The organism is Kitasatospora sp. NPDC092948 (assembly GCF_044754805.1).
Classification (GTDB): Bacteria; Actinomycetota; Actinomycetes; order Streptomycetales; family Streptomycetaceae; genus Kitasatospora.
On record NZ_JBIVPU010000002.1, the window covers coordinates 334,236 to 350,287 of the forward strand.

General features: G+C 72.4%; 20 protein-coding genes. 11 read left to right on the forward strand and 9 right to left on the reverse strand.

Annotated elements, in window-relative coordinates; translation table 11 throughout:
- The first annotated feature begins 246 nt into the window (after window positions 1–246).
- Both ACIQF6_RS06220 and ACIQF6_RS06225 read left to right on the forward strand, forming a co-directional pair.
- A complete protein-coding gene (locus tag ACIQF6_RS06220) occupies window positions 247–735 on the forward strand; it encodes a hypothetical protein (RefSeq protein ID WP_400890687.1) in 489 nt (162 codons plus the stop codon).
- A gap of 133 nt (window positions 736–868) precedes the next feature.
- Complete coding sequence (locus ACIQF6_RS06225) at window positions 869–1,612, forward strand: hypothetical protein (protein ID WP_400890690.1); 744 nt, start codon at window positions 869–871, stop codon at window positions 1,610–1,612.
- Window positions 1,613–1,792: 180 nt separating this feature from the next.
- Here ACIQF6_RS06225 and ACIQF6_RS06230 read toward each other — a convergent pair whose 3' ends face one another.
- The gene (locus ACIQF6_RS06230; protein WP_400890693.1) at window positions 1,793–2,551 is read right to left on the reverse strand and encodes a GntR family transcriptional regulator; all 759 of its coding nucleotides are present in this window, start codon (window positions 2,549–2,551) and stop codon (window positions 1,793–1,795) included.
- Window positions 2,552–2,740: 189 nt separating this feature from the next.
- On the opposite strand from ACIQF6_RS06230, the gene ACIQF6_RS06235 reads away from it, so the two are divergent.
- Window positions 2,741–3,466 (forward strand): ATP-binding protein, encoded by a 726-nt coding sequence (locus ACIQF6_RS06235; RefSeq protein WP_400890696.1) that lies wholly within the window; start codon window positions 2,741–2,743, stop codon window positions 3,464–3,466.
- 1,781 nt (window positions 3,467–5,247) lie between these two features.
- Here the strand turns inward: ACIQF6_RS06235 and ACIQF6_RS06240 are convergent.
- The 3 genes from ACIQF6_RS06240 to ACIQF6_RS06250 all read right to left on the reverse strand — a co-directional run bounded on the left by ACIQF6_RS06240 (window position 5,248) and on the right by ACIQF6_RS06250 (window position 7,398).
- Window positions 5,248–5,397, reverse strand: coding sequence for a hypothetical protein (locus ACIQF6_RS06240; protein ID WP_400890698.1), 150 nt, complete (start codon window positions 5,395–5,397; stop codon window positions 5,248–5,250).
- Between the two features lie 259 nt (window positions 5,398–5,656).
- Window positions 5,657–6,646: an N-acetylglucosamine kinase gene (locus tag ACIQF6_RS06245; RefSeq protein ID WP_400890701.1), complete on the reverse strand. Its 990-nt coding sequence runs from the start codon at window positions 6,644–6,646 to the stop codon at window positions 5,657–5,659.
- Entirely contained in the window at window positions 6,643–7,398 is a 756-nt protein-coding gene (locus ACIQF6_RS06250; protein WP_400890703.1) for a sugar isomerase domain-containing protein, read from the reverse strand. Before ACIQF6_RS06250 ends, ACIQF6_RS06245 begins: the two co-directional genes overlap by 4 nt.
- A gap of 145 nt (window positions 7,399–7,543) precedes the next feature.
- Between ACIQF6_RS06250 and ACIQF6_RS06255 the strand changes: the two genes are divergently transcribed.
- Complete coding sequence (locus tag ACIQF6_RS06255) at window positions 7,544–8,122, forward strand: DUF4291 domain-containing protein (protein ID WP_400890705.1); 579 nt, start codon at window positions 7,544–7,546, stop codon at window positions 8,120–8,122.
- Window positions 8,123–8,160: 38 nt separating this feature from the next.
- On the opposite strand, the gene ACIQF6_RS06260 is transcribed toward ACIQF6_RS06255, so the two are convergent.
- Together ACIQF6_RS06260 and ACIQF6_RS06265 are read right to left on the reverse strand one after the other, a co-directional pair.
- The gene (locus ACIQF6_RS06260; RefSeq protein ID WP_400890708.1) at window positions 8,161–9,810 is read right to left on the reverse strand and encodes an RICIN domain-containing protein; all 1,650 of its coding nucleotides are present in this window, start codon (window positions 9,808–9,810) and stop codon (window positions 8,161–8,163) included.
- A gap of 262 nt (window positions 9,811–10,072) precedes the next feature.
- Entirely contained in the window at window positions 10,073–10,312 is a 240-nt protein-coding gene (locus tag ACIQF6_RS06265; protein ID WP_400890711.1) for a chaplin, read from the reverse strand.
- Between the two features lie 254 nt (window positions 10,313–10,566).
- On the opposite strand from ACIQF6_RS06265, the gene ACIQF6_RS06270 reads away from it, so the two are divergent.
- The 4 genes from ACIQF6_RS06270 (at window position 10,567) to ACIQF6_RS06285 (ending at window position 12,153) form a co-directional block, all read left to right on the forward strand.
- The gene (locus tag ACIQF6_RS06270) at window positions 10,567–10,809 is read left to right on the forward strand and encodes a chaplin (protein WP_400890714.1); all 243 of its coding nucleotides are present in this window, start codon (window positions 10,567–10,569) and stop codon (window positions 10,807–10,809) included.
- A 179-nt stretch (window positions 10,810–10,988) separates the two neighbouring features.
- A complete protein-coding gene (locus tag ACIQF6_RS06275) occupies window positions 10,989–11,231 on the forward strand; it encodes a chaplin (protein WP_400890717.1) in 243 nt (80 codons plus the stop codon).
- A gap of 75 nt (window positions 11,232–11,306) precedes the next feature.
- On the forward strand, window positions 11,307–11,669 hold the full coding sequence (locus ACIQF6_RS06280; RefSeq protein ID WP_400890720.1) for a chaplin: 363 nt from the start codon (window positions 11,307–11,309) through the stop codon (window positions 11,667–11,669).
- Between the two features lie 100 nt (window positions 11,670–11,769).
- Complete coding sequence (locus tag ACIQF6_RS06285; protein WP_400890722.1) at window positions 11,770–12,153, forward strand: hypothetical protein; 384 nt, start codon at window positions 11,770–11,772, stop codon at window positions 12,151–12,153.
- A 104-nt stretch (window positions 12,154–12,257) separates the two neighbouring features.
- On the opposite strand, the gene ACIQF6_RS06290 is transcribed toward ACIQF6_RS06285, so the two are convergent.
- Window positions 12,258–12,965, reverse strand: coding sequence for a hypothetical protein (locus ACIQF6_RS06290; RefSeq protein WP_400890724.1), 708 nt, complete (start codon window positions 12,963–12,965; stop codon window positions 12,258–12,260).
- Between the two features lie 319 nt (window positions 12,966–13,284).
- Here ACIQF6_RS06290 and ACIQF6_RS06295 point away from each other — a divergent pair, with 319 nt between their 5' ends.
- The 3 genes from ACIQF6_RS06295 to ACIQF6_RS06305 all read left to right on the forward strand — a co-directional run bounded on the left by ACIQF6_RS06295 (window position 13,285) and on the right by ACIQF6_RS06305 (window position 14,572).
- Window positions 13,285–13,629: a rodlet layer protein gene (locus ACIQF6_RS06295; protein WP_400890726.1), complete on the forward strand. Its 345-nt coding sequence runs from the start codon at window positions 13,285–13,287 to the stop codon at window positions 13,627–13,629.
- 145 nt (window positions 13,630–13,774) lie between these two features.
- Window positions 13,775–14,122, forward strand: a complete 348-nt coding sequence (locus ACIQF6_RS06300; protein WP_400890728.1) for a rodlet layer protein — start codon at window positions 13,775–13,777, stop codon at window positions 14,120–14,122.
- Between the two features lie 192 nt (window positions 14,123–14,314).
- Window positions 14,315–14,572 carry a hypothetical protein gene (locus ACIQF6_RS06305; RefSeq protein WP_400890730.1) on the forward strand — a complete coding sequence of 86 codons (258 nt, stop codon included), beginning with the start codon at window positions 14,315–14,317 and terminating at the stop codon, window positions 14,570–14,572.
- 73 nt (window positions 14,573–14,645) lie between these two features.
- Here ACIQF6_RS06305 and ACIQF6_RS06310 read toward each other — a convergent pair whose 3' ends face one another.
- Complete coding sequence (locus ACIQF6_RS06310; protein WP_400890733.1) at window positions 14,646–14,936, reverse strand: muconolactone Delta-isomerase family protein; 291 nt, start codon at window positions 14,934–14,936, stop codon at window positions 14,646–14,648.
- Between the two features lie 113 nt (window positions 14,937–15,049).
- Entirely contained in the window at window positions 15,050–16,030 is a 981-nt protein-coding gene (hemB, locus tag ACIQF6_RS06315; protein WP_400890735.1) for a porphobilinogen synthase, read from the reverse strand.
- Window positions 16,031–16,052 lie beyond the last annotated feature (22 nt).

A 16,052-nucleotide genomic window follows, 5' to 3' on the forward strand; every position in this document is an offset into this window, starting at 1 on the left:
ACTGCCTGTGGCGAAGGTAAGGTCGAGTAGCGCGCGCTCGTGTAGCACGCCAGCAGACGGGTAAGGGGCATGTCCGGAGGGAAAGTCGGACATGCGGGGGTCTGTCGATTCCGGCGAGTTCCGGTGAGGATGGTCCGAGTGTCCGAGAGGCAGGACGGTTTCGACGAGGCCGCGGAGCGTACCCGCAGGCCGTCCGAGACCGGCGGGGGCAGGGAAGCGGGCAGGGGAAGGAGGGGCGAGGGCAGAGTGGGGGTCACCTACAAGTACTTCGGCGCACCGGACCGTGCCACCGCTGCCAGAGTCCCCACCGCCCTCGGTCCCGGCGGCCTCGGCCTCGACGCCGGGGAGTTGGGCTCGCTGGGCCGGCTCGGCGACCTGATGGAGACCAGCGGCTCCGGCAACGGCCACCTCTCCACCAAGATCAAGCCCGAGACGATGAGCGCGATGGTCCTGACGGGCATTCAGGGCGTCCCGCTGCACCACGTCCCGCCACTCGAACTGGTGGTTCTGCACCCCGACTACGCGGTGGTCCAACTCCCGCACACCGTCGTCGAACCGCTCCGCAAGGCGGACGAGACCGAACTCGGCGCCGCCGCGTTCATCTGGTCCACCGTCCCCGACCGCCGCGGCCCGCGGGACGCCTTCGTCATCTACCAGATGCTGCACGAGTGGCAGGACTTCGCCAACCGGCTGCACGACGCCGGGCACCAGCTGTACTGCCTGGTCTGGCCCTGATCCGGGGTCGGGCCCTGCCGCCGCCGTCGAACTGATCGGACGTCAACACACCGGGTTAGTGTGTGCGCTCACGATCTGGAAGGTCTCGACGGTGGATCATCGGCGCCCCTCGACCGAAGAAATCCTGGCGCGCATGCCGGAACTCGCGCCGTACGGCCGCGCGGCCGCCCGGCTGCGGGTCGAGCGCGGCGCGCCCGGGGTCGCGGACAGTTCGATCGGCGGCCCGCTGCTGTGGCCCGCCGACGAACCGTGGCCGCACTGCCGGGAGCCGGCGGTCGACGGGCACGGCGATCTCCCGGCGATGGTGCCGCTCGCCCAGATCCACGCCCGCGACGTGCCCGGCCCGTGGTGGCCCGACGGCATGGACGTGCTTCAACTCCTCTGGTGCCCGTTCGAACACTGGGACCCGCCGGCCGGCCAGGCCGACCTCTGCCCGGTCGTCGAACTCCGCTGGCGGCGAGCCGCCGCGCACGCCGGGGCACCACTGGCCGGTCCGCCCGAGCCGTCGGAGTGCTGGGAGCCCGAATACCTGCCGGAGCCCTGCGTGTTCACCGCGGAGTACCTCGTCGACTTCCCGTACCGCGAGGAGCTGCCGCCCGAACTCCGGCCTGCCCTCCGCCAGTTGATCCTCGGCCTCGACCCCGAGGGCAAGGACGGCATCACCCGGGTGTCCGGCTGGAAGCTCGGCGGCTGGCCGACCTGGCACCTCAACCACCCCCACACCCCCGTGTGCGAACCCTGCGGACGCCCGACGACCCTGCTCTTCACGATCGCCAGCGACGACGTCCCCGGCATCCAGGTCGGCCGCTGGGGCGAACTCCGGCTCTTCACCTGCCCGGCCGACCACACCCACCCGTTCACCGCCGACCTGCACTGACGGCGGACCGCACGACCGCCCGGCGCGCCGCCCGGCGCGGCGGCGACCGCCCGGGCGGGCCTCACCGTGCCGAGGCGAATGCCCGGGCGCGGCCGGTGCGTTCGACGGCGGGCCCACTCGTCCACAGGCCTGTGGACAACCGCGCCCGATCGCCCACCGCCGTCCACCGGCTGTGGACGGTCAGGCGTCGAAGTCGTATTCGAGGATGTACGAGGACGAGTCGAGCACCATCGCGTTGAACTCCACCACCTGGCCGTCCTCGGCGAAGGCGGTGCGGTGCACCAGGAAGACGGGGGTGCCGGGGGCCAGGGCGAGGCGCTCGGCCTCGTCGCCGGCCGGCATCCGGGAGCGGATGTGCTCCTGGAAGTGCACCGGCTTGTGGCCGAGTTCGGCGAGCCGGGCGTAGGTGCCGCCGGGGCCGGTGTCCGCGTCGGTGATCCGGCTGCCCGCCACCAACGCGGCCGGCAGGTAGGACTCGGAGAGCAGCACCGGCTTGCCGTCCAGGACGAAGCGGCGGCTGCGCACGCAGGCCGACTCGCCCGCCTTCAGCCCGAGGACGGCGGCGATGTCCTCGGGGACCTCGCGTTCGCCGACGGTCAACTGGTCCACCGTCAGCTCGCGGGCCGCTATGTCGGTCGACCAGACCGAGAAGCCGCTGCCCCAGTTCCGGTCGGACAGCCGCTGGATGCCACGACGCCTTATCGGCCGGAACTCCCGGACGAAGACCCCCACGCCCTTGCGGGCCTCCGCGATCCCCTCGGTCTGCAGCACGCCGAGCGCCTGACGTGCCGTCATCCTGGCCACGCCGTACGTCACCATCAGGTCGTTCTCGCCCGGCAGCCGGTCGCCCGGTCGGTAGCGGCCGGAGTCGATGTCGCGCTTGAGATCCTCGGCGATCCGCTGGTACTTGGGCTGGGTGGCGCGGGGGTGACTGGTCATGGCGGCGGGTTTCCTTCCCTTCTCTAGACATCCTACGCACGGCGCGCCCCCCGATGCATTGACATCTCTAGAGATTTCAGCTTGTCTAGAGATGCTGCAATCTGACATACCCTCATATCGGCTGCCGAGTCTCCCGCTCGACGAACGTTCACGAGCGCTCATCGAGCGAAACCGCGTGAGGAGCCCGCCATGTCCGTGCACCGTCGATGGTTCTCACTGCCCCGCGAGCCCGCCACCGTCGCCGCCGGACGCCGCCGGGTCCGCGCGCTGATCACCGCCTGGGGCGGCGCCCCCCTGGACGAGGACACCCGGCTGACCGTCGATCTGGTCACCTCGGAACTGCTAGGCAACGCCGTCCGGCACGCCACCGGCCGCGCCGTCACCGTCGGCGTGCACGCCGACCCGCTGCACCACCGGGCCGTCATCGAGGTCTACGACGCCTCCCCCGCCCTCCCGATCGCCGGCCGTCCCGACCAGGACTCCGAGTCCGGCCGCGGCATCCTGCTGATCGCCGAACTCGCCCTCGCCCACGGGGTGATCCGCAAGCGCTGGGGGAAGTGGGTGTGGGCCGAGATCGCGCTGCCCGCGCCGCCGGACCGGACGCGCGAACGGCCCGCCCCGCGCAGCGGAGTCGCTGCGCCGGACGGGCCGGTCACCGTGCGGGCGAAGAACTACTGCGCCACGGTCGGGAGGCTCGCGGTGAGGCTGGTCGGGACGCTGACCACGTCGTCGAAGGAGAGCTTGCCGGGGCCGAACTCGCTGCCCGCCATGGCCCGCTTGCTGCCGCCGTTGACGACCTGCCAGACGGTGGGGTTGTCCGGCGAGAGGAGCATGGTGCCGTTGCTCGGGGCGGCGATGTTGACCGCCCAGCCCAGCCAGGTGCTGGGGACGCCCAGCAGCGGCTTCTTGTCGTAGCCGAGACCGGTGAAGTCGGCGTTGGTGAGCGGGACGGCCTTGCCGCCGACCATCACCGAGATCGTCGGGTTGGTGCCCGCGGCGTCGTGGACCACGGTGCCGTTCTTCAGCGGCTTGGCGGCCGCCCCGGCCAGCCAGGCCTCCGGAACGCCCATCAGGGTCTGCGTCTCGTAGCCGTCCGCGGTCCACTCGGTGCCGTTGATCGGCAGCGCCGAGCCGGCCACCATCACGTAGATCGTCGGGTCGTTGCCGCCCTGGCCCTGGACCAGCAGGCCGGTGGCGACGCTGCGCTGGGCGGCCGCGTTGAGCCAGCCGCCGGGCACGCCCATGTCGGGTCGCTGGTTGTAGCCGTCCGCGGTCCACTCCGAGGCGCTGATCTGGAGCGCCGCACCGCCGACCACCACGTAGCGGGCCGGGCCGCCGGCCTGGTCGTGCACCACGGTGCCGGACGGGAGGTCGGCCTGCTTCACCGTGTTCAGCCACGCGGTCGGCACGCCCATGTCGGGTCGCTGGTTGTAGCCGTCCGCGGTCCACTCCGAGGCGCTGATCTGGAGCGCCGCACCGCCCACGATCACGAACCGGTCCGGGCCGCCGGCCTGGTCGTGCACCACGGTGCCGGCGGGCGGGGCCGCGGGCAGCGCGTTGAAGCCGGCCTCGTCGACCACCACCACCTTGCTCAGGTCGTAGCCGTCGGACGCCACGTCCGAGCCGGTCACCGGGATGCCCGCGCCGCTGACCAGCAGCTTCACGGTCGGGTTGGTCGGGGACTTCACCAGGGTGCCGGTCGGCAGCGAGGCCGGGTTCGGGTACGAGGTGCTGCCCGCGGAGTCGTCGATCTTGTTGTAGCGGAAGGGCTTGAAGCCGCCGCCGGTGATCTCCGACCGGCTCATGGTGCGGGTGCGGGCCGGGATTCCGGAGTGCGCTTCCTCGTCGATGACGGCGGCGGTGTGGCTGGAGTCGACCCAGCGGACGAACAGCACCATGTGGGAGTTGATGTTGTTCAGCGCGTCGCCGGGCTTGAGGTCGTCCAGGCTGCCGAGCTGGGTCTCGAAGCCGCCCGCGCCGTTGGTGGTGAAGCCGTAGTTGGTGCCGGCCGTGTTGATGTGCCAGGCCATCGACACGTAGCCCGAGCAGTCCTGCCGGTAGGTGCCGTTGCTGTCCGTGCGGTAGTTGCTCTGTGAGTACATGACCCCCGCGTCGATCCAGGACTGGGCCCGGGCCAGCACCTCGGTGCGGGTGATCGGCCCGCCGACCGAGGAGGTGCCGACGGCGTGGGCCTCCGCGCCGAGGGCGAGCGAGGACAGCGGGAGGGCCGCGGCGGCGCAGGCGAGGGCGAGAGTGCGGCGCAGGGCGGGACGGACGGTCTTGGCGGACATCGCGGACATGGCGGTATCTCCTTGTGGCGAGTGCGTGAAGTGGAGTGGTGCGGGCGGCTCGGGCCGGGGCGAAGGCCCACTGACGGCTCCGCGGTCGCGGGTGGACGACTGTCCTGCAGGAACAGCCGTCGTGGTCGCGGGCAGGCGGGAAACCGGTGCGGCGGCGAGCCGGAAGAACGGTGGTGGCGCGGGAGCGGCGGCGCGGTGGGCCGCGGGCTCAACAGGCGGCGTGGAAGCCGGCCGTCTCGCGCAGCTGACGCAGCTGGCGCGGGTGGCACGGGTGGCACAAGTGGTACGGGTGGCACAAGTGGTACGGGTGACGCAGGCGCGGCGGTGACGCGGCCCGGAGGCTGCGGACGGTCGGGGCGCGCACGGGGGCGGGCGGATCCGGCGGGTCGACCGGCTTCACCCTGCGGCGGACCGTGCGCCGTTCGGTCGGTCGGACCGGCCGTGGGCACCGCCGGCGTCGGTGGGCGGGCCGACCCGGGCGAGGCGCGGCCGGCCGGGCGGGGCGGCGCGCACCGCGGCGGCCTCGGTGGTGCGGGTGCTGGTCATGGTGGTCACCCTTCGACGGTGTGGGAGTGGAGCGGTCGGTCCGGTCGAGAAGTCCCGCGGTCGACTCTCTTCCGGCCGCCGCCCGGCCCGTTCTCCCTGGCGGCGATCTCTACTCTCGCCGCTCGGGAACCCGCTCGGAAGGGGTTCCGGGTGGCTCCAATCGGCCAGTCCGACTTCGGACAGCAGGCCGTGCACCCCTCAAGGTGCACGGCCTGGAAGCCCTTCGCCCGAGCGGGTCTCCCCCGCTCCCGCACACGTGTCACGCCGTCAGTCGGCGGTGCAGCTCCTCCGTCCCGCGGCCCAGGTCCCGGGCGGCGAGCCAGGCGGCGGCGCCGGCGCCGTTGCGGGCGGTGGACACCACCGCGTCCGGCCAGCGGGCGGCCAGCCGCGGGCGCAGGTGCGCGGCCAGCGGCGTCGCGGAGGCGAGCAGGCCGCCGGCCAGCACCAGCGGGAGCGGCGAGCCGGGGTCGCGGACCAGCGCGAGGGTGTCGATCAGGTGGTCGGCGGCACGCTCGACCAGCGCGGCCGCGACGGGATCGCCGGCCGCCGCGCGGTCGAGGACGATCGGCGCGAACCGGGCCAGCCGGGCCGGAGCCTCGGCGTGGGCGGCGGCGATCAGCGCCGAGCGCGGTTCACTCCCCAGGCCGCCCGGCCCGACCAGCGCGTCGGCGATCGCCCCGGCCAGGCCGGGCAGCCGAAGTGACGGTCCGTCGAACGGCAGCGCGCGGTCCACGGCGGTGAGCGCGGCGGAGACCGCCTCGCGGCCGAGCCAGCAGCCGGAGCCGCGGTCGCCCAGCAACCAGCCGTGACCGTCGGCGGTGCGGTGCAGCGTGTGGTCGCGGATCTCCGCGGCGATCGCACCGGTGCCGCTGAGCAGCAGGGTTCCGTCGGCGGCGGCGGTCCCGGCGGCGTGGGCGAGTTCGGCGTCGGCGATCAGCCGCGGGGTGACGGTCAGTCCGGTGGCGGGCCAGAGCGCGAGTACCTCCGGCGGGGCGAGCGAGCCGCCCGCGAGGCCGATCACGCCCGCGGCCACCCGGGCCGGGTCGAGCCCGGCCAGCGCGGCACGGACGGCCCCGCCGATCTCCCGGACGGCGACCTCCGCACCGTGCGCGACCGGGTTGCCCCCGGTGCCGTGCGCGGTGCCGAGGATCCGGCCGTCCAGGGTGGCGACCAGCGCGCGGGTGCTGGTGCCGCCCACGTCGAGGCCGAGCACCAGCGCGTCGTCCGCGAGCATGTGAGCGGCCGTCATGCGGTGCGGCGGATGCGGCCGGCGTACAGCGCTTCGAGCCTGTTGTTGTGCTCGTCGCCGCCGGGGATGTTCGCCGACAGGTAGACGGGCGGGACGCCGCCGCTCTCCTCGATCCGGCGGATCACCTCGGCGACGATCTGCTGGCCGAGCAGCGCCGCGGTGATCGACGAGATGCCGCACGCCCGGCCGCCGCCCGCCATCGGCAGGACGGCGTCGCCGAACGGCGCACCGTTGTCCAGCACCACGTCCGCGTAGTCGCGCAGCCGCAGGCCGGACGGGTGCTTGGGCCGGACGCCCGCGGTGTGCTCGGCGGAGGTGACGACGATCAGCGGGTGGCCGTTCTCCTTGGCCAGCCGGGCGAGTTCGACCACGCAGCCGTTGACGCCGGAGTTGGACGCCAGGATGAACACGTCCGCCGGGTGCGGGTCGGTCAACTCCCAGAGCATCGCGGCGGATTCGGTCCCGCGCTCCAGTTCCGACCCGGCCAGGATCTCCACCGGCCGCCCACCGAACAGCACCACGTCACGCAGCGCGATCCGATTGCTGGGGACCAGCCCGCCGGCCCGCCCGGCGATCTCCATCGCGAACGCCTCGGAGTGCCCGGTCCCGAAGGCCTGCACGATGCCGTCCGCGGCCAGCGCATCGGCGATCAGCTCGGCGGCCCTCGCGACCTCCTCGACCTGCGAGCTGCTGACCCGGTCGATGGCCGCACGGGCGGCGGCGACGAAATCGACCGCAGAGGGGCTGGTCACGGGAACCTCCAGGCAGGGCACTGTGGGACGGCTCACATGGTCGGGCCGGTCTGCCGCCGCTGTCAACGACAGGACTAGACCAGTACGGCGCACCCGCCGCACGAAATTCGCGGCGGGTGGAGCCCGGCCGGAGCAGGATGGCCCGATGGACGAGACACCGACGAGGCAGATCAGAGCCCGGTACGACGACCGGACGGTGACGGTCTACCAGGCGTTCCGCCCCGAGATCGCGGAACCGGCGGTCGCCGACGGCCGGTGGCCGGAGGCGTTCTCGCGGGACCGGATGACGTGGATCAAGCCGTCCTTCCGCCGGCTGATGCACCGCAGCAACTGGGCGCGGAGCCCGGGCCAGGAGCGGATCCTCGGCGTGGTGATCACCCGTCAGGGCTTCGACGCCGCTCTGGAGGCGGCGGTGCTGAGCAGCTACCGGCCGGGGGTGCACGCCTCGAAGGCCGAGTGGCGACGGGCGTTGCGGCGCAGCCCGGCGCGGGCGCAGTGGGATCCGGAGCGGGATCCGGACCTCCGGCCACTGGCGCACCGGTCGTTGCAGCTGGGGCTGAGCGGGGAGCTGGTGCGGGGCTACGCCGGGGAGTGGCTGGTGCGGATCGAGGATCTGACGCCGCTGGCACGGGAGTTGCACGCCACCAGGGATGCCGCGCTGCTGCCGCCGGAGCGGCCGTACCCGATGCCGCCGGGTGCGGCCGTCCGGCTGGGTGCGGCCTGACGGAGCGTCGCGAGGTGACGCTCCGCCGGGCCGGTCGGTCAGCCGTGCAGGTAGACGATGCCGAGCTTGGTGAGCTGCCAGTGCTGCGCGGCGGAGCCGTTGTCGGCGGCGAGCTGGACCAGCTGGTTGCCCTGGGCGTCGGTCTGGGTGGTGGCGGTGGCGAGCTTGGTGGCGTCCTGGGAGTCGGCGAGCTTGTAGGTGCCGTCGCCGACCGGCTGGAGCAGCCAGTGCTGGTTGCCGCCGCCGTTGCAGCCCCACTGCTCGATCTTGGCGCCGGGCGCGGTGGAGGCGCCGGCGACGTCCAGGCACATGTTGCGGTTGCCGCTGAAGTCGAGTTCGAAGGAGCCGCCGGCCTTGATCTCGAACACGAACGACTGGTTCAGGCCGCCGGTGGCCGGATAGGTGATCGCGGTGCGGCCGTTGGTGGAGTCACCGTAGGTGCCGCCGCCGGACAGGTCGAGGACCTTGCCGTTGGCCTGGTTGGTGAGCTGGTACCAGGCGCCGTCCTCGGGGGTGTCCGGGAAGGGCTTGCCGGGGGTGAGGGCGGTGATCGAGGTGCCGTCCTGCTGGTTGAGCGAGCAGAACGCCTGGGCGAGCCCGGACTGCTGGTAGAACTGCCGCAGGCAGGCCGCCTCGGCGGCGTACCCGGCGACCCGCAGGTGGTACGACTGGCGGACGTTGTTCATGCACAGGCCCGGGATGGAGATCGGGCTGTCGCAGCCGTTGCGGGTGCTCTCCGACAGGTCGATCACGTCGCCGTTGGTGTACTCGTACGGCGAGCTGGTCCACTCCGCGCAGACCTCGTGGCCGAAGGCGACCCGCCGCTGGTCGAGGTAGCGCACGCCCGGCACGCCGGAGGCGGCCTCGCGGAGCGCGTCGCTCAGGGTGGGGACGACCCAGTTGTGGCCCCAGGCGAGGTCCTCGGGGAAGGCCGGGCAGCCGTCCGCGACCTTGCCGACGTAGTCGTTGCGCCGGATGTCGGGCGTGATCGGGTTGAAGTACGACTGGTAGACCAGCTGGTAGGAGTCGTCGGAGTAGCCGGCCTTCCGCATGGTGTTGCGGATGTTGGTCAGCGCGGCCGTCACCTTGGGCTTGACCCCGGCGGCCCGCTTGGTGATCTCGGCGCTGCCGATGGTGTCCCGGCAGCCCTGGGACTGCGGGATCGGGAAGTACTGGGCGAGGCAGGACATCATGATGTTGGCGAACTCGAAGTCGTCGTTCGCGCCGATCGTCACGACGACCATCTTGACGTCGTAGTTGGCTGCGGTGGCGGCCAGTTGGACGTCCTGCTTGGCCTCGCCGAAGTCGCCGCTGCCCGGTCCGGTGATCTTCGCCAGGTCGGGGTCACTGACCAGGTCGCCGGTCTGGGCGCCGGAGCAGGCCAGGTCGATCGGGGTGACGCCGGGGAGCTGGGTGGTGAAGATCTCCGACTTGGTGGAGCGGTGGCAGTAGTTGGTGGGGGTGTCGGTCCCGGGGACGTAGTTGTCGTTGGTGTCGGTGCCGGCGCCCTCGCCGGAGATCGCGCTGTCGCCGAGGGCGACGATCGCGGCGGGCTTGCCCGCGCTGGGCGAGGCGGCCTGGGCGGTGGCCGCGGTGCCGAGGCCGGAGCCGAGGCCGAGGGCGGCCAGCAGGGCGGCGGTGGCGAGCAGGGCGGGGGACCTGCGGCGGACCGTGGGTGTCCTGGACACTCATGACTCCTTGCGAGGGTGGGGGTACGCCCGGCGGGTGCCGGGCGGCGCGGAGCATGGGGAACCGGGCTGGGACCCGGCGAACATGAGGCAGGCTCACATGCTAGGTACTGACAGGTAACACAACAAGACTCGCGGCGCGATACGGCCGGGAGGACCGCGACGACACCTCGAAAGAGCGTCACGAAAACGCAGTTGAGCCGCCGCCCGCACCCCCCGAAGGGGCGCGGACGGCGGCTCGGACTCGCCAGGGGGGCCGGGATCAGCCGCCGTTGACGCAGTTGTTGCCGAACGCCGGGTTCAGCAGACCGATGATGTCGATCGAGTTGCCGCACAGGTTGACCGGGACGTGCACCGGGACCTGGATCTGGTTGCCGGAGATGACGCCGGGGGAGTTGGCGGCGACGCCCTCGGCGCCGCTGCTCGCCATGGCGGTGCCCGCACCGGCGGCGACGATGCCCGCGACAGCGGCGCCGACCGCGGCAGCCTTCTTGATGCTCATTTGAGTCTCCTCTTTAAATCAGATCTTCCAATTGCCGCGCCGGGGCTACCGGAAGGAAGCACACGGGACGTGCACCTCAGCCAACGAGACCCCGCCAGGTCAGTTTCGCTGTTCTTCGCACAATCACCCGTCCGGCGTAACGGCAGCATTCGGGTGAACGGCCCGGAGGATCGGCGAACTCGCCCGTTTCCCCCGCCGTACTGGTTCGTTCTTCCTGGCGAACCCGATCCACCCGCAAGAAATGAGACGTCATCATGCGCAAGCTCGCCTACGGCGCTTTCGGCTCCGCTGCCGCCGCGACCCTGCTGCTCGGCACCGGCGGTGCGGCCATGGCCAGCAGCGACGCCGAGGGTGTCGCCGCCAACTCGGCCGGCGTCGTCTCCGGCAACCAGATCCAGGTCCCGGTGCACGTCCCGGTCAACGTCTGCGGCAACTCGATCAACATCGTCGGTCTGCTGAACCCGGCCTTCGGCAACACCTGCGCCAACGGCGGCTGAACCGTCCAACAGCCCCCTGCGGCAGCCCCGTCGTCGCACCCACCGCCCAAGCCCTGGGCGACACGCGGGCCTTGGGCCGCGTGAGTGACATTCCCGCCGCATCCCGAAAACAGCGGGCGATGATGCGATCGCCCGACCCCGACCTTCCAAGTCGGGCAGAACGTGAGGAAGAGAAAGTCATGCGCAACTTCAAGAAGGCCGCGGTCCTGACCGTCGCCGCCACCGGCCTGATGCTCGGCTCGGCCGGCCTGGCCAACGCCTCCTCCGAGGCCGAGGGCGTCGCCGCCAACTCCCCCGGCGTCATCTCCGGCAACCAGATCCAGGTCCCGATCCACATCCCGGTCAACCTGTGCGGCAACTCGATCGACATCATCGGCCTGCTGAACCCGGCCTTCGGCAACACCTGCGTCAACGGCGGCTGAACCGCCTGACGCCGCGCCGCGCCCGTTCGGCGCGGCGCACCAACTCCCCGTTGTGATCTAGGAGATCGAACCCTCATGCGCAACTTCAAGAAGGCCGCGGTACTGACCGTCGCCGCCGCCGGTCTGGTTCTCGGCTCGGCCGGTCTGGCCAGCGCCTCCGCCGAGGCCGAGGGCGTCGCCGCCAACTCCCCCGGTGTGCTCTCCGGCAACCAGATCCAGGTCCCGGTCCACGTCCCGATCAACCTGTGCGGCAACTCGATCAACGTGATCGGTCTGCTGAACCCGGCCTTCGGCAACACCTGCGTCAACGGCGACACCGGTGTCGCTCCCGCGCCCGTCACGACCCCGGTCGAGACCGAGCCCCAGCAGCCGCCGGTCGAGCACGAGCACCCCCACCACCCGCACCACCACCACGAGCCGGTCGAGGACTGCGACTGATCCGGCCCCGGCCGATCACCAGCCCGTGCAGACTGCCCCTCGGCCACCGGCCGGGGGGCAGTGCGCGTCCCCGCCCCTCCCACCACCGAAGGAATGGCCGATGTCCCGGACCACCACCGGCGCGCTGGCCGCGCTCGGCACCGCCCTGCTGATCGGCGGCGCCACCGCCCAGGCCGCGCACGCCGAGACCGAACAGCCGGGCGGTCTCCCGCTGCCCACCACCCACCTCCAGCCCACCGACGCCAAGCAGGCGCTCGGCGGCACCACCGCCGGGCTCGGCTACGCGGTCGCCCCGGTCAAGGACCTACGGCTCGACCCGTGGGCCAACTCCTCCGCGGACCTGCTCAACAACGGCGTCTCGGTGGTCCCCGACAACGGGGTCGGCCCGGTCGGCACCGGCACGGTCACCGGCCCGCTGTCCGCGGGCGGCGGCGCCAAGAACCTCCCGCTGGCCGGCCCGCTGCTCACCGCGCTGCCGATCTGACGCCCGCCCGGCAGCCGTACGGCCCGGCCTCCGCGAGGAGCAGCCGGGCCGTACCGCCGTTCTGACGCGCAGTCATATCCGTTCGACGTCACACCTGCTCGGCGTCACATCTGCGACTGGTCCAGCGCGCCGGTGAGGGTCTGCGCCGGGCCGGCCTGGTTCAGCATCTCGCCGGCGGTGGCCGTGGTGGTGGCGGCCAGCGTCTTCACCGAGTCGGTGACGGAGATCTGGTCCTGCTCGCCGCCGAGCGAGGCCTTGGCGCCCGGCACGGCCTGCACGGGGGCGGTCACCAGGTGCGGGTCCACCTTGTCCAGGGACAGTGCGGCGTCGGTCAGCCGACCGCTCTCGCCCTGAACGAAGGTGACCGGCTGGCCGAGGCCCACCGCCGGGCTCGCCAGGTTCAGCGGGGCGGCCGGGGCGTCCAGGTCCAGGGTGCCGAGCTTCGCGCCCCGGTCCGCCTCCGGCAGCGGCAGGGTGGCGGCCAGCGACGGCCCGATCTTGCCCCCGTTGACGGACGGCAGGATGTGGTCCGGGATCGGCCGGGTCGGGCTCTGGCCGGTGTCGGCGGGCGGCAGCAGCGGCGAGGTCGGGATGCCGCCGTGGATCTCGCCGCCGTCCGCGAGCAGCGGCAGCGGCGACGTCGCGGTGCTGAGCGGAATGCTGAACGGCACCTCCTTGGTGGCCAGCCCGTCCTCCAGCGCGGCCACCTCGGTCGGGGTCTTCGGAGCCGCCTGGGCCACGCCCTGTGCCGCCGCGACGCCGGCGCCGACCGCCAGCAGCAGGGCGCCCGTGGCCCGCTTGGAGAGCTTCATGGTGTCCGCCGTTCGTTCGATATCCGGTAATTCGGTAGGTCGGTCATTCGGTACGTCGGTCATTCCGTATGACTTCTCGTGGCGTCGTCGACCCCGGGGGTAATTCGGGTGCGCCGCACACACCTTGGCGAACGAGTCAGCTCCCCCGCGGATAGCGGCAGTTAAGCCGTACGGCGTAATAATCAGACCGGCACGCAGGGAAACCGGTGATCCTCGACGAATTTTCTCCGCCCCCGTAACTTTCCTGTTCGCCATTCTTTGATCCCGACGACGACGGGGCAGCACCCCTCGAACGGTATTTCAGAGAGGTATCTCGACCATGCTCAAGAAGTCTTTGGCCACCGTCGGCCTGGCCGCCGCCGCGCTGGCCGCGGTGTCCACCCCCGCCGTCGCGATCGGCGACGCCGACGGTTCCGCCGCCACCATCCAGGGCAACGGCGGCACCAACTCCAGCGGCACCTGGGGCAACCACAGCCCGAACTTCCACTTCTTCGACAACCCGAACCTCTGCCTGCCGGAGATCCACAACATCGGCGTGGCAGTGCTGGGCGTGGCCGTCCCGGTCGAGGTCGACGCGCTCAACAACGAGCCCAAGCAGACCTGCGTGGTCGGCCAGGGCACCGTCGGAAGCGGCGACGGCGGCGTCTCCCACCTGGTCGGCTGACGCACCGTCACTGCCCCGGCGCGGAGCCCCGGTTCCGCGTCCCACGACCCGCCCGGTCCGTTCCCCCGGCCGGGCGGTGGGCCCGGCGCGAGCCACGCGCAAGGGTCGCTGCTCCACTCCATCAGATCCGAAAAGGAATGACCCCATGATCAAGAAGGCTCTCGCCGCCGTCGGCGTCGTCGCCGCCGGTTTCGCCATGACCGCCACCCCCGCGATGGCCATCGGCGACGCGGACGGCTCCGCCACCTCGCTCCAGGGCAACGGCGGCACCAACGCCACCGGCACCCAGGGCAACCACAGCCCGAACAACCACGTGCTGGACAACGCGAACCTCTGCCTGCCGGAGATCGACAACATCGGCGTCGGCGCCCTCATCGGCATCGTCGTCCCGGTCAAGGCCGACGTCCTGGACAACCACCCGACCCAGACCTGCGACGTGGGCCAGAACACCGTGGGCAGCGGCGACGGTGGCGTCAGCCACCTGATCGGCTGATCTCCCCGGTCACAGCCGACCGCCGGGTCCGGGGCCAGCCCCGGGCCCGGCGGTTCCGTGTCTCCGGCCGCACCCACCCGTTCGTCCGCGGCGCGATCGGGTGATCGGAGCACCTGCGGGCGCGTGCAGCGCCCGTCCCGCCGCACTCCCGTGTTGACGTAGAGACAGCATCGACGCAGAGAGGAACTCTCCATGAAGAGCAAGCTGGGCAGGGCCGTCGTCACCACTGCCGCCGCACTCGCCCTGGCCGCCATGGCCGCCCCCGCCCACGCGACCGTCGTCGCCGGCGGCGGCGAGGAGGGCGTCATCACCGCCCACGAGCCCTTCATCGCGGGCGGTGGCGGCGGCTTCGCCGGGACCGACCACCTCTTCACCCTGGGCGGCGGTGGCGGCTGGGCCACCTCCACCACCCTCGGCGGGGGCGGCGGCGGCGTCGCCGCCATCGGCTGACCCCGCGTCGCCCCGAAGGGCGCGGCTGCCGGTGACCGGCGGCCGCGCCCTTCGGTCTGTCGTGGACCCGGGATCAGGCCCGGCCCGGGTCGTTGGGGTGCGGTTCGAGCGGGGTCACGGCGATGGTCATCCAGGGGCGCAGCGGCAGGGTGTCGAGCACCCGCGCGAACAGGTCACGCTCGTCGTCGGCGCACCAGATGCCGATGCTGCGCAGCTCGCCGACCGGCCGCCAGAGCCGGAGCAGATGCCCGGCGGCAGCCAGTTCGCGGGCCCGGACGGCCTCGGCGGCCCGACGGCGGTCGACCTCCTCGGGGGCGGTGCCCTCGGGGACGGTCGTGCTGATCTCGACCAGGTACTCGTTCATGGCCCTGCCTTCCTTCCGGTCGCGCTCCCCATGCTCCGCGCGAACCGGCCCGGCCGCGCCCGGGCCGGCCGGGGTCGGCGCACCGGCCGGGGTCGCGCACCGGGCGGGCGGGGTCAGCGCACCAGGCGTGCCGCTTCGGTGGCCCAGTAGGTGAGGATCTGCTCGGCGCCGGCCCGGCGGATCGAGGTCAGGGTCTCCAGGATGGTCCGCTCGCGGTCGATCCAGCCGTTCGCGGCGGCGGCCTCGACCATCGAGTACTCGCCGGACACCTGGTAGGCGGAGACCGGCACCGGGGAGACGTCGGCGATCTGGCGCAGGATGTCCAGGTAGGCCATCGCGGGCTTCACCATCACCATGTCGGCGCCCTCGGCGAGGTCCTGCTCCAGCTCGCGCAGCGACTCGCGGGCGTTGGCCGGGTCCTGCTGGTAGGTCTTGCGGTCGCCCTTCAGCGAGGAGCCGACGGCCTCCCGGAACGGGCCGAAGAACGCCGAGGCGTACTTCGCTGTGTAGGCGAGGATGCCGACGCCCTGGTGGCCGGCGTCGTCCAGCGCCCGCCGGATCACCGCGACCTGACCGTCCATCATCCCGGACGGGCCGACCAGGTGGACGCCCGCGTCGGCCTGCACCACGGCCATCTCGGCGTAGCGCTCCAGGGTGGCGTCGTTGTCGACCGAGCCGTCCGCCGCCAGCACGCCGCAGTGGCCGTGGTCGGTGTACTCGTCCAGGCACAGGTCGGACATCACCACCAGGGCGTCGCCGACCTCGGAGACCACGTCGCGGATGGCGAGCTGGAGGATGCCCTCGGGGCTGGTGCCCTCGGAGCCGATCGCGTCCTGCACCTCGGGGACGCCGAACAGCATGATGCCGCCGACCCCGGCCTCGGCGGCCTCGACGGCAGCCCGGCGCAGGGTGTCGCGGGTGTGCTGGACGACGCCCGGCATGGCGGTGATCGGCCTCGGCTCGGCGATGCCCTCCCGGACGAACGCGGGCAGGATCAGCTCGGCCGGGTGGAGCCGGGTCTCGGCGACCAGGCGACGCATCGCGGGGGTGGAGCGCAGGCGGCGCGGGCGGACGGACGGGAATTCGGCGGACACTTCGAAGGCTCCCTGAGTCGCG

Coding starts and splice junctions, on each gene's coding strand:
- ACIQF6_RS06225 (WP_400890690.1), top strand. CDS start 869: ATGCCGGAACTCGCGCCGTACGGCCGCGCGGCCGCCCGGCTGCGGGTC.
- ACIQF6_RS06230 (WP_400890693.1), bottom strand. CDS start 2,551: ATGACCAGTCACCCCCGCGCCACCCAGCCCAAGTACCAGCGGATCGCC.
- ACIQF6_RS06235 (WP_400890696.1), top strand. CDS start 2,741: ATGTCCGTGCACCGTCGATGGTTCTCACTGCCCCGCGAGCCCGCCACC.
- ACIQF6_RS06240 (WP_400890698.1), bottom strand. CDS start 5,397: ATGACCAGCACCCGCACCACCGAGGCCGCCGCGGTGCGCGCCGCCCCG.
- ACIQF6_RS06245 (WP_400890701.1), bottom strand. CDS start 6,646: ATGACGGCCGCTCACATGCTCGCGGACGACGCGCTGGTGCTCGGCCTC.
- ACIQF6_RS06255 (WP_400890705.1), top strand. CDS start 7,544: ATGGACGAGACACCGACGAGGCAGATCAGAGCCCGGTACGACGACCGG.
- ACIQF6_RS06265 (WP_400890711.1), bottom strand. CDS start 10,312: ATGAGCATCAAGAAGGCTGCCGCGGTCGGCGCCGCTGTCGCGGGCATC.
- ACIQF6_RS06270 (WP_400890714.1), top strand. CDS start 10,567: ATGCGCAAGCTCGCCTACGGCGCTTTCGGCTCCGCTGCCGCCGCGACC.
- ACIQF6_RS06275 (WP_400890717.1), top strand. CDS start 10,989: ATGCGCAACTTCAAGAAGGCCGCGGTCCTGACCGTCGCCGCCACCGGC.
- ACIQF6_RS06280 (WP_400890720.1), top strand. CDS start 11,307: ATGCGCAACTTCAAGAAGGCCGCGGTACTGACCGTCGCCGCCGCCGGT.
- ACIQF6_RS06285 (WP_400890722.1), top strand. CDS start 11,770: ATGTCCCGGACCACCACCGGCGCGCTGGCCGCGCTCGGCACCGCCCTG.
- ACIQF6_RS06290 (WP_400890724.1), bottom strand. CDS start 12,965: ATGAAGCTCTCCAAGCGGGCCACGGGCGCCCTGCTGCTGGCGGTCGGC.
- ACIQF6_RS06295 (WP_400890726.1), top strand. CDS start 13,285: ATGCTCAAGAAGTCTTTGGCCACCGTCGGCCTGGCCGCCGCCGCGCTG.
- ACIQF6_RS06300 (WP_400890728.1), top strand. CDS start 13,775: ATGATCAAGAAGGCTCTCGCCGCCGTCGGCGTCGTCGCCGCCGGTTTC.
- ACIQF6_RS06305 (WP_400890730.1), top strand. CDS start 14,315: ATGAAGAGCAAGCTGGGCAGGGCCGTCGTCACCACTGCCGCCGCACTC.
- ACIQF6_RS06310 (WP_400890733.1), bottom strand. CDS start 14,936: ATGAACGAGTACCTGGTCGAGATCAGCACGACCGTCCCCGAGGGCACC.